Here is a 14775-nt window from a genome sequence, read left to right on the forward strand (position 1 = left end):
GATCACAGCTCCCCCTCGACATTGAGTCCGGCGGCCAGTCGTACGACCGCGCCGGCGCCAACCGCCAGACTGCGGCGGACCGTGGAGCCCGGCGAGTTCGTCGGCAGCCAGACCACCCGGTCCGGCATGGGTGTCACCAGCACCGGCAGCGTGATGCTGCCAGCATCGGTGCTCACCCGCACGTTGCCGCCGTTGGCGACGCCGATCTCAGCGGCCGTACCAGCCGAAATCCGGGCCACCGGCACCTTGGCCGTACCAGCCAGGTGCGGTTCGTTGTCCTGCAGCCGGCCGTTGTCCAGGTTCTGCGTCCAGGTGGCCAGCACCGCTTCGCCAGCGCTCGGCGTGGGCGCCGCCGTCTCGACCGCCTTGGGCACCGTGACCGCGCGCGGCCCGGGCTCGGGCAGGGCGGTCAGCTGGGCTCGCAGGGTTTGCAGGTTCGCCAGGTCCAATGGGGCGGCCTCGCCGATCAGCTCTTCGGCCAGTTCGTCCAGCACAGCCGCGTCCGGCAGGGTGCCAGCGGCCGGCAGGGTGGCCGGGAACGGGCGGCTACGCCCCTCCCAGTTCAGGAAGGTGCCGGCCTTCTCGGCGGCCGCGGCGACCGGGAAGACCACGTCGGCGCGCCGGGTCACCGCGGACTCGCGAAGCTCCAGGCTGACCACGAACCCGGCCGCTTCCAGGGCCGCCTCGGCGGCCGCCGGGTCGGGCAGGTCGGCGGTGTCCACGCCGGCCACGATCACGCCGGACAGCGCGCCCTCGTGCAGCGCGTCGATGATTTGTACGGTTGAGCGCCCACTCGCGCCGGGCAGCGCGCCCGCGTCCAGGCCCCACGTACGTTCCAGCTCAGCGCGCGCGTCGTCGTCGGAAACCGCCGCGCCACCGGGCAGCAGGGTCGGCAGCGCGCCGGCCTGCACGGCCCCGCGGTCGCCGGCCCGCCGGGCCACCCACGCGAGCTGCGCGCCGGTCGCGGTGGCCAGCCGGGCGGCCGCCGTCAACGCACCGGGCGAAGCGGCCAGCCGAGCCCCGACCAGGATGATCGCGCCGGGCTCCCGAAGGGCCTCCGAAGCCTGTCCGACCAGGTCGTGTGCACCAGTCTTGCCGCCGGCCAGCGCGTTCAGCACCAGCGGCTCGGCACCGGGAACGGCTTCCAGCAGCGTGCCGCCGGCCTTCGCGAGGCCGCGGGTCCGGTACGGCGCCACCGAGAACAGCCGCAGGCCCTTCTTGCGCCACGCCTTGCGCAGCCGCAGGAACAGGATCGGCGATTCCTCCTCGGCCTCCAGGCCAACCAGCAGCACCGCCGGCGCGCTCTCCACCTTGCGGTAGGTCACCCCGCCGTTTTCCGGTGTCACACCCAAAACCCGGGTGGCCAGGAACGAGAGCTCCTCGTCCGAATGGGCGCCCGTTCGGAAGTCGATGTCGTTCGTGCCGAGCACGGCACGGGCGAATTTCGAGTACGCGTACGAATCTTCGTACGTCAGGCGGCCGCCGGTGAGGACCCCCACGCCACGGCCGTTGTCCCGCGCTTCCCGCAGTCCCTCGGCCGCCTTCTCAAAGGCCTCGGTCCAGGAGGCAGCGACGAGCTCGCCCTTTTCGTTGCGTACCAACGGAGACGTGAGGCGATCGTCGGCGGTGGCATAAGTGAACGCCCACCGGCCCTTGTCGCAGTTCCATTCCTCGTTGACCTCCGGGTCGTCCCCGGCAAGCCGACGAGTCACCTTGTTGCGCCGCCAGTCGGTGCGCTGCGCACAACCGCCGGAACAGTGTTCGCAGACACTGTCCGTACTCACCAGGTCGAACGGCCGGGCCCGGAACCGGTACGCGGCACCGGTCAGCGCGCCGACCGGGCAGATCTGCACGGTGTTGCCGCTGAAGTACGACTGGAAGGGCTCGCGCTGGTCGATGCCGATCTGCTGGTTCGCGCCGCGCTCCAGCAGGTCGATGAACTTGTCGCCGGCGATCTGGTCGCTGAATCGCGTACAACGCTGGCAAAGTACGCAGCGCTCGCGGTCCAGCAGCACCTGCGAGGAAATCGCGATCGGCTTCGGGAAGGTGCGCTTCTGCTCCAGGAACCGGGAGTCCGAGTCGCCGTTGGCGAGCGTCTGGTTCTGCAGCGGGCACTCGCCGCCCTTGTCGCAGATCGGGCAGTCCAGCGGGTGGTTGATCAGCAGCATCTCCAGCGTGCCGCGCTGCGCCTTCTCGGCGACCGGGCTGGTCAGCTGGGTCTTGACCACCATGCCGTCGGAGCAGGCCAGTGTGCAGGACGCCTGCGGCTTGGGCATCGGACGGCCACCAACTGACACCTCCACCATGCACTGCCGGCACGCGCCGGCCGGCTCCAGCAGCGGGTGGTCGCAGAACCGCGGGATCTGCACACCGATCTGCTCGGCCGCGCGGATCACCAACGTCCCCTTGGGGACCGTCACGTCGATACCGTCGATGCTGCACGTGACAGTGTCGACTTTCTCAGGGGCCATGGTCACTAGTGAGCTCCCGCCAGCTCGGCCGCGGCACCGGTGAAGAAAGGCGCCTTCACTCCGGAGATGTAGTCGCGGTAGTCCTGCTCGAAGTACTTGATGCTGGAGATGATCGGGCTGACCGCGCCGTCGCCGAGCGCGCAGAACGACCGGCCGAAGATGTTGTCGGAGGTGTCCAGCAACGTGTCCACGTCTTTGTCGACGCCCTGACCAGCGAGAATACGGTGCAGCGTACGCACCATCCAGTACGTCCCCTCGCGGCACGGCGTGCATTTGCCGCACGACTCGTGGGCGTAGAACTCAGTGAACCGGTAGGCCGCGTAGACCGGGTCGTCCTGGTCGCTGAAGACCATCACGGCGGTCGTACCGAGCATCGAACCGGCGGCCGCCGCGCCCTCGAAGTCCAGCGGCACGTCCAGGTGCTCGGCCGTCAGCATCGGCGTCGACGAGCCACCGGGCGTCCAGAACTTCAGCTGGTGGCCCTCTTTCATGCCACCGGCCAGCTCGATCAGCTGCCGCAACGTCGTACCGAGGCCACACTCGTACTGGCCGGGGCGGTTGACCCGGCCGGAGATCGAGTAGATCTTCGGGCCGGGCGACTTCTCGGTGCCCATCGACTTCCACCAGTCGGCGCCGCCGAGCACGATGAACGGCACGCTCGCGATGGTCTCGACGTTGTTGACGACGGTCGGGCTGGAGTAGAGCCCGTTGGTCGCCGGGAACGGGGGTTTGAGCCGCGGCTGGCCGCGGTAGCCCTCCAGCGAATCCAGCAGCGCCGTCTCCTCGCCGCAGATGTACGCGCCGGCGCCGGCATGCACGACCACGTCCAGGTCGAAGCCCTTGCCGAGGATGTTCTTGCCGAGATAGCCCTTCGCGTACGCCTCACGGACCGCGTTCTGCACCCGCCGGATCGCGTGCACGACCTCACCGCGGATGTAGATCGCGGCGAAGTTCGAGCGGATCGCGTAGCAGGTGATGATGATGCCCTCGATCAGCGAATGCGGATCGGCCATCATCAGCGGCACGTCCTTGCACGTACCCGGCTCGCCCTCATCGGCGTTGACCACCAGGTAGTGCGGCTTGCCGTCGCCCTGCGGGATGAAGGACCACTTCAGCCCAGTCGGGAAGCCGGCGCCGCCACGGCCGCGCAGGCCCGAGTCCTTGACCAGCTGAATCAACTCGTCCGGCGTCGCGGTGAAGGCCTTACGCAGCCCCCGGTAGCCGTCGAGCAGCTCGTACGTGTCGATCGTCCAGGCGTCCGAGGTCAGCCAGCGCTTGGTCAGCACCGGGGTCAGCACGTCCTGTGCCACGGAGATGGCGCTCACCTACTTGGCCCCCTTCTCGTTCTTCTTCGCAGGTGCCGGGGGCGGATCTTTCGGCCGTACGGCCGGGATCGGGGTGTTCGGGTCATAACCGGGGACGCTCACGCCCACCGAGTCGGCGAGCCGGACCCCGGCGAGCGTCGGCGTGCCAGCCGGCCCCTCGCCGGTGGTCGAGGGACGATCATCCTGGAAACCGGCCAGCTGCATCTCGATCTGCTTGAACGTGCAGAGCCGGGCGCCGCGACTGGGCAGCGGGCTCGTACCACTCTGCAGCCGGCGCACGATGTCCACCGCCGCGTCAGCGTCGACCTGGTCGTAGAACTCGTAGTTGATCGTCATGACCGGCGCGTAGTCGCAGGCCGCGAGGCACTCGGCGTGCTCAAGGGTGAACTTGCCGTCCTCGGTGGTCTCGTCATGGCCAACGCCAAGGTGCTCGGACACCGCTTCGTACGCCTTGTCGCCGCCGAGCACACCGCACATGGTGTTCGTACAGACGCTCACCAGGTAGTCGCCGACCGGGCGGCGCTTGTACATGGTGTAGAAGGTCGCCACCGCGGAAACCTCGGCCTTGGTCAGACCCAGCTCCTCGGCGCACAACGTGATGCCCTCGGGGCTCACGTACCCCTCTTCGGCCTGCACCAGGTGCAGCATCGGCAGCAGCGCCGAGCGCGATTTCGGATACCGCGCGATGATCGCGCGGGCCTTCTCGCGGGTTTGGTCGGTCAACGGCATCAGCGATCACACCCACCCATGACGGGATCCAGAGAGGCGACCGCAACCACCGCGTCGCCGAGCAGGCCGCCCTCGGTGAGGGCCGGAATGGCTTGCAGGTTAATGAAACTGGGCTCGCGCAGGTGGACGCGGAAAGGTCGCGTACCGCCGTCGGACACCGCGTGCACGCCGAGCTCGCCGCGGGGCGACTCGACCGCGGTGTAGACCTGCCCGGCCGGCACCCGGAAGCCCTCGGTGACCAGCTTGAAGTGGTGGATCAGGGCCTCCATCGACTGGCCCATGATCTTGCGGACGTGATCGAGCGAGTTGCCCATCCCGTCCATGCCCACCGCGAGCTGTGCCGGCCACGCGATCTTCTTGTCGCCGACCACCACGGGTCCCGGCGCGAGCCGGTCCAGCGCCTGGTCGATGATCTTCGTCGACTCGCGCATCTCGTCCATGCGTACGAGATACCGCGCCCAGCAGTCCGCGTCGGTGTGTGTCGCGACCTCGAAGTCGTACGTCTCATAGCCGCAGTACGGCATTGTCTTGCGCAGGTCCCAGGCCAGCCCGGCAGCCCGGATCATCGGCCCGGTGACCCCCAGCGCCACGCAGCCCTGCACGTCCAGGTAGGCCACGTTTTTCATCCGGGCCTGGAAAACCGGCTGGCCGGTGAGCAGCCCGTGATACCAGTCGACCCGCTTGCGCAGGTGCTTGCACAGGTCGCGGATCTGTTCCTCGGTGCCGGGCGGGAAGTCCTGCGCCACGCCACCTGGCCGGATGTAGGCCATGTTCATCCGCAGCCCGGACACCTTCTCGAAGATGTCCAGGATGTATTCGCGGTCCAGGAAGCCGTCGGTCATCGGCGTCGTCGCGCCGAGCTCGTTAGCGCCGGTGGCAAGCCACACCAGGTGCGAGGAGATCCGGTTCAGCTCCATCATGATGACCCGGATCAGGGTGGCCCGCTCGGGCACCTCGACGCCAAGGAGCTTCTCCACCGCGAGGCAATAAGCCGTCTCGTTGAAGATCGGCGACAGGTAGTCGGCACGGGTGACGAACGTGGTGCCCTGCGTCCAGGTGCGGTATTCGAGGTTCTTCTCGATGCCGGTGTGCAGGTAGCCGACGACCGCGGTGGCCTCGGTGACCGTCTCGCCTTCCAGCTCCAGGACCAGCCGCAACACGCCGTGCGTGGACGGGTGCTGCGGGCCCATGTTCAGGACCAGGCGCTCGTCCTCGAACTGGCTGGCGGTGGTGTCGTCCCAGTCGCCACCGGTGATCGTGTAGACGCGGCCTTCGGTGGTCTCCCGCGCGGACGCTGCGTACGGGTCAGTTGATGTCGGGGTGCTCATCGGTACGCCCTCCGTTCGTCCGGCGGCGGGATCTCGGCGCCCTTGTACTCCACCGGAATGCCGCCGAGCGGGTAGTCCTTGCGCTGCGGGTGGCCTTCCCAGTCGTCCGGCATCAGGATCCGGGTGAGGCCGGGATGGCCGTCGAAGATGACGCCGAACAGGTCCCAGGTCTCGCGTTCCTGCCAGTCAGCCGTCGGGTAGACGGCCGTCACGGACGCGACATGGGGGTTCTCGGTCCCGACCGAGGCCTCCAGGCGTACGCGCCGCCGGTAGGTCATCGAGGTGAGCTGGTACACGACGTGCAACCGGTCGGGCTCAGCTGGGCCGTAGTCGACACCGGAGACCGAGGAGCACAGCTCGAAGCGCAGCGACTCGTCGTCGCGCATCACCTGGCAGACCTCGGCGACCTTTTCCGGGCGTACGTGAATGGTCAGTTCGTCACGGTCGATCTCGACCCTGAGCACGGCATCCGCGAAGGCGGGATATGACTCCGTCAGGGCGTCGACGACCTCGTCGAAGAAGCCGCCATAAGGACGCTCCGCCGGTGGCAGGACCGCGCGCGTACGCACCAGGCCACCGAACCCGGAGGTGTCACCGCTGCCGGTGACGCCGAACATGCCCTGCCCTGAGGACACGATGTTCTCGCCGTCCGGGAGGCCGATGCCGTGCGGCACCGGGAGCCGGTCGGAATTCTCTTCGGTCACCGGCTGTACTCGCTCTCGATCCGCAACTGTTCCTCGCGACCCTCAGCCGCGGCTTCCAGCCACTGCTTCTTCTTGACCTTGTCGAAGCGGAACGAGGACGGCATCGTGCCGTACCGCTCAAGGGTTCCGGCCGCGCGCTGCTCGGCCTGCTCGGCCTTGCGCTTGGGCCCGAGTGGCTCGTGCATGACCTTCTCGTGCAGCTTCAGGATCGCGTCCAGCAACATCTCCGGCCGCGGTGGGCAGCCGGGCAGATACATGTCCACCGGCACCACGTGGTCGACGCCCTGGACGATCGCGTAGTTGTTGAACATGCCGCCGCTCGACGCGCAGACACCCATCGACAGGACCCACTTGGGATCCGGCATCTGGTCGTAGATCTGCCGCAGCACGGGCGCCATCTTCTGGCTGACCCGGCCGGCCACGATCATCAGGTCGGCCTGGCGCGGGGTCGCGGAGAACCGCTCCATCCCGAGCCGGGCGATGTCGTGCCGCGAGCCACCCACAGCCATCATCTCGATCGCGCAGCAGGCCAACCCGAAGGTGGCCGGCCACATCGAGCTCTTACGGCCCCAGTTGACCAGCTTCTCGAGGTTGGTGAGCAGGAATCCGCTCGGCAGTTTGTCTTCAATTCCCATAATGGAAAACCGTTTCCCGTCCCTACCTCGGATCAGTCCCAGTCCAGGCCGCCACGGCGCCACACGTACGCGTAAGCGACGAGGACCGTGACGATGAAAAGCACCATCTCGACGAAACCGAAGACGCCCAGCGACTTGTTCGCCACCGCCCACGGGTAGAGGAAGATGATCTCGATGTCGAAAACGATGAACAGCATGGCGGTCAGATAGAACTTGATCGGGAACTTGCCGCCGCCGACCGGCTGCGGCGTCGGCTCGATGCCACACTCGTACGGCTCGTACTTGGCCCGGTTGTAGCGCTTCGGGCCGGTCATGGTGGAGATGCCGTAGACCGAGAGCAGTGCGAATCCGAACGACAGCACGAAAAGCACTGCGATCGGGAGGTACGGCGTCAGCGACATGCCACGCGCCCCTTCAGCATGGTGGAACGAAGTCGATTTCGGAGCCTATGACCGCTGGTCACAGGGGTGATCATCGGGGTGGCGCTCATACCGCCGGAGCCATCTTCTTGAGCGCGTTGATGATCCGGTCGGAGGTGTCGGTCGCGTGCGGATCGGTCAGGTTCGCGAGCAGCTTCAGCACGAACCGCATCAACACCGGCCGCGGCATGCCGTACTTGGTCGCGAGTTTCATGGTCGCTGGATAACCGAGCAGGTCAACGAAAATCTTGCCCAGCCGGTAATAGCCGCCGTACGTGTCTTTGAGAACTTTCGGGTACGCCTGCAGAACCCGCTCCCGCTGCGGTCCGGCCGGCCGGGCCAGCGCCTGGATGACGAGGTCGCTCGCGAGTGCGGCGGACTCCATCGCGTACGCGATGCCCTCGCCGTTGAACGGGTTCACCATGCCGCCCGAGTCGCCCATCAACACCAGGCCGCGGGTGTAGTGCGGGGTCCGGTTGAAGCCCATCGGAAGCGCCGCGCCACGGATCGGGCCGGTCGCGTTCTCCTCGGTGTAGCCCCACTCCTCCGGCAGCCCGTCCAGCCAGCTGACCATCATCTTGCGAAAGTCGGTGCCCTGGAAGGACGACGACGAGTTCAGCACCCCGAGACCGACATTCGAGCGACCGTCGCCAACCCCGAAAATCCAGCCGTAGCCGGGCAGCAGCACATCGCTGTCACTGCTGGAATCCCGCAGCTCCAGCCACGACTCCAAGTAGTCGTCGTCGTGCCGCGGCGAGTTGTAGTAACGGCGTACGGCCACGCCCATCGGCCGGTCTTCTCGCCTTTGCAGACCCAGCGCGATCGCGAGCCGGCCACTGACGCCCTCGCCGGACATCACCAGCGGTGCGTGATACGTGACTTCCTGCTTGTCCGGGCCGATCTTCGCCTTGACGCCGATCAGCCGACCGGCCCGGTTGAGCACCGGCCCGGTGACATTGCTGGAGGTCTGCAGGCGAGCGCCGGCCTTCACCGCGTTATGCGCGAGAATGTCGTCGAAGTCGAGCCTGGTGCGTACCAACCCGAAGTCGGGGTAGCTGGCGAGATCCGGCCACGGCAACTCAAGCCGCACGCCACCGCCAATCACCCGCAAGCCCTTGTTGCGGATCCAGCCCTTGTTCTCGTCGATGTCGATGCCCATTTTGACGAGCTCTTTGACCGCCCGCGGAGTGAGCCCGTCGCCGCACACCTTCTCGCGCGGGAACTCGGTCTTCTCCAGCACCAACACGTCGAGCCCGGCCTGCGCCAGATAGAAGGCCGCGGTCGAACCAGACGGTCCGGCGCCTACGACGATGACGTCTGCGGTCCCTGTTGGGGAACTTTCGGCGGTGCTCACATCGTCCTCTTTGTTGCTAGGCGGGATCGGCTAGCTGTTCCTCTGACAACCCTCGCTCGTGCGCTTGTGAACGGCTTCACGATGTCATCAGGCTGAGTGTAGTCCCGCCATTTTGCCCTGTCCCGCCGGCCACCGGCGAATTCCCGGCCACCATAAGAAAACTTAGGTAAGGCGACCCTAATTTTATGTGCCTAGTCGACCATTCGGGTACGTACAAGAGCCTGTGTCCCCATGACCACTCCCGGTAGGGTGGCTTGGTCGATGTGAGCCGTCTTCGATATGTAAACGGGGTTTTGTCATGAGCAATAACAGCGATCTTTCGGGGCTTAGCACCGATCCGGGCCATCCCCTGCGGCAAGGCGGGTTCACGCTGCATGACCCGCAACCGCCGGTCTCCGGCAGCACTGGTTCTGGTACCGGCTCCACCACCGGCCCGTCCGACCAGCCACCCGCGCCGGCGCACAGCTTCGAGGTGGACCTTGACTCGATGTCGAAGGTTCCTGGTTGGCTCACCAACATCAAGGAATACGTCGATCGACTACACGGCATGATGCCTCAACTGGCTAACGACCTGGGCACCGACGGCGTACAGGCGACCGGCACCTACCCTGGCGCCAATCGTGTCTATGCGCAGGCACAACAGGCGTACATCGCACTGGACGGCCAGCTGAATGCCACTTCCAGTCAGGTGGCCGCCGCGATCGCTGTCACCCAACAGATCGTGCAGAACTACACGACCACCGAGGCATTGAACAAAGCCAACGCCGCGGACATCGAAAAACTGTTCACCGACCAGGGGGGTTCGGCCACCGCCTCCGCAAGCACGTTCCCCAGCGCGTCCTCGTCCAGCCCCGACTCCAGCAACAGTTCAGGTACCGACGGCTCGTCCACCAGCAGCAATAGTTCGGGTTCCGACGGCACGTCCACCAGCGGTGGATACGACGGGCAGGGGTGACGCAGCGATGACGAGCAGCAGCGGAAGCTACGACCACACCCAACCCTCCGGGGGCTCCACGTCCACCGGTTCACCTTCGGGCAGCAGTGGCCAACTCCCCAGCAACGTCAGCACGTCCGGGCTTGCCTCGGGCGACACGAACGCACAGGGATATGCCACCACCTGGGAGGAAAAGGTCAACCAGGTCGTTGTCGCCGGCTGGCCAGCGGACGTACGCAAAGCCGGGGTGGGGTGGAAACAGGTCACCGGCGGACTCAACGAAGTGGTCATCGCCCTCACCAAACATCCGGCCGATCTGAAAAACGACAAGGTCTGGTCCGGGCCAGCGTACGAGGCGTACGCGAAACACATCACCACCATCGCCTCAGACCTCAACGCCGTCCTGCAACCGCTCATGGCCAACGGCGGCATCGGCACCACCCTGGAAACCGCCGCCAGCCAACTCGCCGACTACCAAAGCAAAATGCCCATCCCAGCGAACATGGTCGGACCCGTCGTCGACGCCCGACAAAACCACAACGCCATCCACGAAGGAGCCTTCCGACGCGCCTTCATCCAAATGGCGAACGTGCCCGCCGAACTCTTCTCCGGAGTCAGCAACCTCCCAGGCGTAAAACAAGCCACCCAGTGGCTCACCAACCACCTCAACCAATACGCCCACATCGCCGCCGGCGTCTACGACGCCGCAAACGGCGCCGCCACCCAAACAGCCACCGCCATCCCCAACATCACCGCCTCGCCCGCAAACCCGAACGTCGATCCGGCAGGATCGCCGTATGGGACCCCACAGGCGTCGGGAGCCCCTAGTTCAACGGGAGTCGGCGGCGGGAGTGCGGGCGGGCTCCCCTCTGGTTCCGGAGTTCGCGGCTTAGGAGGTACTGGAAAGTTGCCGTCGGACTCAGGCGCCGGTTCTTTTGACGGATCGAAGCTGGGCAACACAGACCCGTTCTCGCCCGTGGGCGGTGGTATGTCTAGCGGGCTCAAAGGATCGTCGTTGCCGTCCGGCAGCGGCCTGGCCGGCTTAGGTGGCGGCGGCTTGGCCGGCGCCGGCCTAGGCGGTGCAGGTGGTGGCGTTGGTGGCGGCATCGGATCGGCTACCGGGGGGCTTGGCTCAGTAGCCGGTAACTCACCGTTTGGTCCGGCCGGCACACCTGGACTTCCAGGTGGAGGTTCGGCCGGCGCACCAGTCACGCCTTCCAATTCAGGATTGGCTGGTGTCGGTCGCGGCGGCGCGGGTGGGGGTGGTGCCCAGAGCAGCAGCCGCAAGGGCACCAGCCTGCTCAGGGCAGGTCGCTCCGCTGAAGCCGAGGGCAAGGACGACGATTCTGAGACCGGTTGGCTTTACGAAGACGAAGATCCTTGGGGCGGCGACGGAAACGCCCCTCCGTCGGTTCTCGGCCGGTGAACCCGAAATTGCGCGCCACCCGAGAGCGTTCAAGCCCTACTCGCATGCCTCGAATCCATCGCGGCCAGTCATGCTGGAGATTAGTGGCGCAATTCGTCACCGTCCTCACTACTGTCGCACTAGCCGGTGGGCCCTCCCCGGCACTCGCCACCGACGTACAGTCAGGCCAGTGGTACCTGTCTGCCCTCAACATCCCGAAGGCCCAACTAATCACCCGCGGGCAAGGCATCACAGTGGCGGTCATTGATGGAGGCGTCGACCCTAGCGTCGCTGCGCTTCAAGGCCAAGTTCTCCAAGGCACTCAATTCGGCGTGCCTCAAAGCCCATATGGAACGGTGGACACCGCCAGCAACGGCCACGGGACGAAAATGGCCGGCATCATCGCTGGTATCGGCTCCGATAACGGCTTGGAGCTAGGTGTCGCTCCGGGCGTTAAAATTCTACCTATTGCAGCCAATAGCGATGAAGAAATCGCGCGAGCCATCAGCTGGTCCGCCGACCATGGTGCTCGGGTAATCAATCTGTCCATTGCCCACGATGCAAACCACCCGCTCGCCGCCTCCGTGCCAGCAGCTGTCCAATACGCACAAGAGAAGGACGTTGTCATCGTTGCCGGGGCGGGAAACGTCGCGCAGAGCGGTTTGCCTGTTAGCTTATTTGCTGCACTGCCTGGTGTTGTCGCGGTGTCCGGTGCAGACAAGAAAGGGAACTTCTGGACCGGTTCCTCATATGGACCACAGGTAGCCGTCGCGGCACCGGCCGTTGACATGGTCGGGCCGACAATTCCGTCAGTGTCCGCGACGGGATATATCACCGGATCAGGCACCAGCGACGCAACCGCCGTCACCTCCGGGTGTGTGGCGTTGATTCGGGCGAAGTTTCCGTCCATGGACGCGAACAACGTCATCAATCGGCTCATCAAAACCGCTGTTCCACCGTCTGATAAGAAACGCAGCATCTACCTCGGATTCGGAACAGTCGCCCCCTACCGTGCACTCACCGAAAACGTCCCCACCGTCACCACAAACCCACTCGGCGGCACCCCCGCAACAACACCCTCCACGGCCCCTGGCAGCAACAACAGCCAGCCCACAACCGACAACCCCGGCCCCAACCTCATCCCCTGGCTCATCGGAGCCGGGATCTGCCTCATCGTCGTCCTCGCCATCGTCATTCTGATCGTCGTTCTGGTCAGCCGCCGACGCCGACCGCCGCCTCCCGGTCCGTACGGCACCGGCTTCCCACCAGGACCGCCTTATCGATAACCCGCGCTGCTGCCGGAAAAGGCGCTGCAGGTCGAGGGCGGGGCGGCCGTACCGCTGCTCGTCGACGAACTCACCGCTACGGACCGGCGGACTGTGGTGGCTGTCGACGACGAGCAGCTGCTCGACAACGCCTCGACTGCCGCGCCGGAGCAGTTGGTACGACGCCAAAGGACGGCTGTGCTGCTGACCGTACGAACAGGTGGCGGGCTTGCCGCCGATCACGGCCTACCCCAATCGGATCTGGCTCCACTGCCGACAGACCAAACCAATGAGCTGCTGGAACGCACGCTCGACGTTCCCGTCGAGCCAGCCACCGCCGACCCGATCTGGCAGGCCAGCGAGGGCAACCCGCTGCTGGTCCATGAGCTGATGGCGGCCGGCCGGGCCGGTGGGGCGCTGGAGCAGCAGGCCGGCCGGTGGCGGTGGGACGGCCGGCTGGCCCTGTCCGCGCGGTTGACTGACCTGATCAGAAGCCAGATGGGTGAGCTGTCCCAGGCCGAACGCGGGGTCCTGGAGATGCTCAGCATCGGGGAGCCGCTGAGCGTGACCGCGGTCGGTCCGCTCGAAACGCTGCAAGCGCGTGAGCTGGTGCGCGTACGGCAGGACGGCCGCCGCTCGCAGGTCTGGCTGGCGCACCCGCTCTACGGCGAGGTCGTACGGGCAGACCTGGGGCGACTTCGCGCGAACCGACTGCGGCGGGAGCTAGCCGACGATGTCAGCGCGGCCGGCGGCCGGCGCCGGGGCGACGTCCTACGGACAGCGGGGTGGCTGCTGGACAGCAACTCGCCGGCGGAGCTGTTGGCGGAGGCCGCCCGGCAGGCGTACGGCGCCTCCGGTTCTTGGCCGGTGAACACGCAATTGGCCACCACACCAACACCACCGCAAGAGGCCGTCGGGTTGTCATTGCATAACGTATCTAGCTGGCGGAGGAACCTGGTCTCAGCAACCGCCGCTGCTCTCGCAGTCCTATTCCTCACTGGTACAGCGTCGCCGGCAGTGGCCGCCGACGTTCAAGCCGGGCAATGGTACCTCACGGCTCTGCGTGTCCCCCAAAGCCAAACAATCAGCCGCGGCCAAGGGATAACCGTTGCCGTCATCGACGGCGGGGTCGATGCCACCGTACCCGCTCTCAAAGGGCAGGTCCTGCAAGGAACGCAGTTCGGAATCCCGCAAAGCCCGAACGGCACAGTCGACACGAGCGCCAAGGGCCACGGAACAGCGATGGCAGGAACCATCGCAGGCACCGGCACGAGCACGAGCGTAGAACTCGGCATCGCCCCAGCAGCGAAAATCCTCCCCATAGCCGTCCCGGAAAAGTACTCTGATCAAGACCTCGCGCAGGCAATTCGATGGGCGGCCGACAACGGCGCAAACGTGGTCAACCTCTCACTAGGTGAGAACGGTCGACTAGCGCCGGCCATCGCAGCTGCGGTTCAGTATGCCCAGAACAGAAATATCGTCATTGTTGCCGCCGCGGGGAACGTCGACCAAACCGGAACGGCAGTCAGCGTTCTTGCGGGGCTACCGGGTGTAGTCGCAGTATCCGGCGCCGACAAGAAGGGAAACTTCTGGAGCGGATCCGCATACGGCCCGCAAGTTGCCATTTCAGCGCCAGCCGTGGACGTCGTGGCGCCCGTACCCAGTCGAGTCTATGCCACTGGTTATGCTCAACCATCTGGCACAAGTTCAGCGACGGCGATTGTGTCGGGGTGTGTGGCGTTGATTCGGGCGAAGTTTCCTTCCATGGACGCGAACAACGTCATCAATCGGCTCATCAAAACCGCTGTTCCACCATCCGACAAAAAACGCAGCATCTACCTCGGATTCGGTACGGTGGCTCCCTACCGGGCACTGACTGAAGATGTACCCACCGTCACCACAAACCCACTCGGCGGCGGTACGCCAACGACGACGCCCTCGACAGCAACCGGTAGTAGCGGTCAACCAACGAGCGGCAACAACGACAACCCCGGCCCCAACCTCATCCCCTGGCTCATCGGCGCCGGGATCTGCCTCATCGTCGTCCTCGCCATCGTCATTCTCATCGTCGTCCTGCTCAGCCGCCGACACCGACAACCGCCTCCAGGTCCGTACGGAGGACATTTCCCGCCTGCGCCGCCCTATCAGTGATCCACTGAGACGAACCACCAAATCTCGCGAAATCAAGGCGTGGGCGTGGGTAGGG

General features: G+C 65.9%; 12 protein-coding genes and 1 pseudogene. 4 read left to right on the forward strand and 9 right to left on the reverse strand.

Translation table 11 applies throughout. The features are described 5' to 3' along the window. Positions 1-2: 2 nt before the first annotated feature. The 8 genes and pseudogenes from ABD301_RS00345 to ABD301_RS00380 all read right to left on the reverse strand — a co-directional run bounded on the left by ABD301_RS00345 (position 3) and on the right by ABD301_RS00380 (position 8965). Positions 3-2471: an NADH-quinone oxidoreductase subunit G gene (locus tag ABD301_RS00345; protein ID WP_344306705.1), complete on the reverse strand. Its 2469-nt coding sequence runs from the start codon at positions 2469-2471 to the stop codon at positions 3-5. 5 nt (positions 2472-2476) lie between these two features. Then, positions 2477-3781 (reverse strand): NADH-quinone oxidoreductase subunit NuoF, encoded by a 1305-nt coding sequence (nuoF, locus tag ABD301_RS00350; RefSeq protein WP_425551872.1) that lies wholly within the window; start codon positions 3779-3781, stop codon positions 2477-2479. A gap of 15 nt (positions 3782-3796) precedes the next feature. Next, positions 3797-4525: an NADH-quinone oxidoreductase subunit NuoE gene (gene nuoE / locus ABD301_RS00355; RefSeq protein ID WP_344306057.1), complete on the reverse strand. Its 729-nt coding sequence runs from the start codon at positions 4523-4525 to the stop codon at positions 3797-3799. Continuing rightward, positions 4525-5853, reverse strand: coding sequence for an NADH-quinone oxidoreductase subunit D (locus ABD301_RS00360; RefSeq protein WP_344306058.1), 1329 nt, complete (start codon positions 5851-5853; stop codon positions 4525-4527). The genes nuoE and ABD301_RS00360 overlap by 1 nt, the downstream gene beginning before the upstream one ends. After that, complete coding sequence (locus tag ABD301_RS00365) at positions 5850-6470, reverse strand: NADH-quinone oxidoreductase subunit C (protein ID WP_344306707.1); 621 nt, start codon at positions 6468-6470, stop codon at positions 5850-5852. The genes ABD301_RS00360 and ABD301_RS00365 overlap by 4 nt, the downstream gene beginning before the upstream one ends. 188 nt (positions 6471-6658) lie before the next feature. Then, positions 6659-7192: pseudogene (locus tag ABD301_RS00370) on the reverse strand (NuoB/complex I 20 kDa subunit family protein); the annotation flags it as partial. A 32-nt stretch (positions 7193-7224) separates the two neighbouring features. Then, entirely contained in the window at positions 7225-7587 is a 363-nt protein-coding gene (locus tag ABD301_RS00375; protein ID WP_279580757.1) for an NADH-quinone oxidoreductase subunit A, read from the reverse strand. Positions 7588-7678: 91 nt separating this feature from the next. Next, a complete protein-coding gene (locus ABD301_RS00380) occupies positions 7679-8965 on the reverse strand; it encodes a geranylgeranyl reductase family protein (protein WP_344306060.1) in 1287 nt (428 codons plus the stop codon). Between the two features lie 298 nt (positions 8966-9263). Here ABD301_RS00380 and ABD301_RS00385 point away from each other — a divergent pair, with 298 nt between their 5' ends. From ABD301_RS00385 to ABD301_RS00395, 3 genes are all read left to right on the forward strand, one after another. Continuing rightward, positions 9264-9920, forward strand: coding sequence for a hypothetical protein (locus ABD301_RS00385; protein WP_344306062.1), 657 nt, complete (start codon positions 9264-9266; stop codon positions 9918-9920). Positions 9921-9927: 7 nt separating this feature from the next. After that, a complete protein-coding gene (locus ABD301_RS00390; protein WP_344306064.1) occupies positions 9928-11325 on the forward strand; it encodes a hypothetical protein in 1398 nt (465 codons plus the stop codon). An 83-nt stretch (positions 11326-11408) separates the two neighbouring features. Next, complete coding sequence (locus ABD301_RS00395) at positions 11409-12590, forward strand: S8 family serine peptidase (RefSeq protein ID WP_344306065.1); 1182 nt, start codon at positions 11409-11411, stop codon at positions 12588-12590. A 225-nt stretch (positions 12591-12815) separates the two neighbouring features. Here ABD301_RS00395 and ABD301_RS00400 read toward each other — a convergent pair whose 3' ends face one another. Further along, positions 12816-13226, reverse strand: a complete 411-nt coding sequence (locus tag ABD301_RS00400) for a hypothetical protein (RefSeq protein ID WP_344306066.1) — start codon at positions 13224-13226, stop codon at positions 12816-12818. 360 nt (positions 13227-13586) lie between these two features. Here ABD301_RS00400 and ABD301_RS00405 point away from each other — a divergent pair, with 360 nt between their 5' ends. Continuing rightward, positions 13587-14720 (forward strand): S8 family serine peptidase, encoded by a 1134-nt coding sequence (locus ABD301_RS00405; RefSeq protein ID WP_344306068.1) that lies wholly within the window; start codon positions 13587-13589, stop codon positions 14718-14720. Positions 14721-14775: the final 55 nt, after the last annotated feature.

Source organism: Fodinicola feengrottensis (assembly GCF_039530045.1).
Taxonomy (GTDB): domain Bacteria; phylum Actinomycetota; class Actinomycetes; order Mycobacteriales; family HKI-0501; genus Fodinicola; species Fodinicola feengrottensis.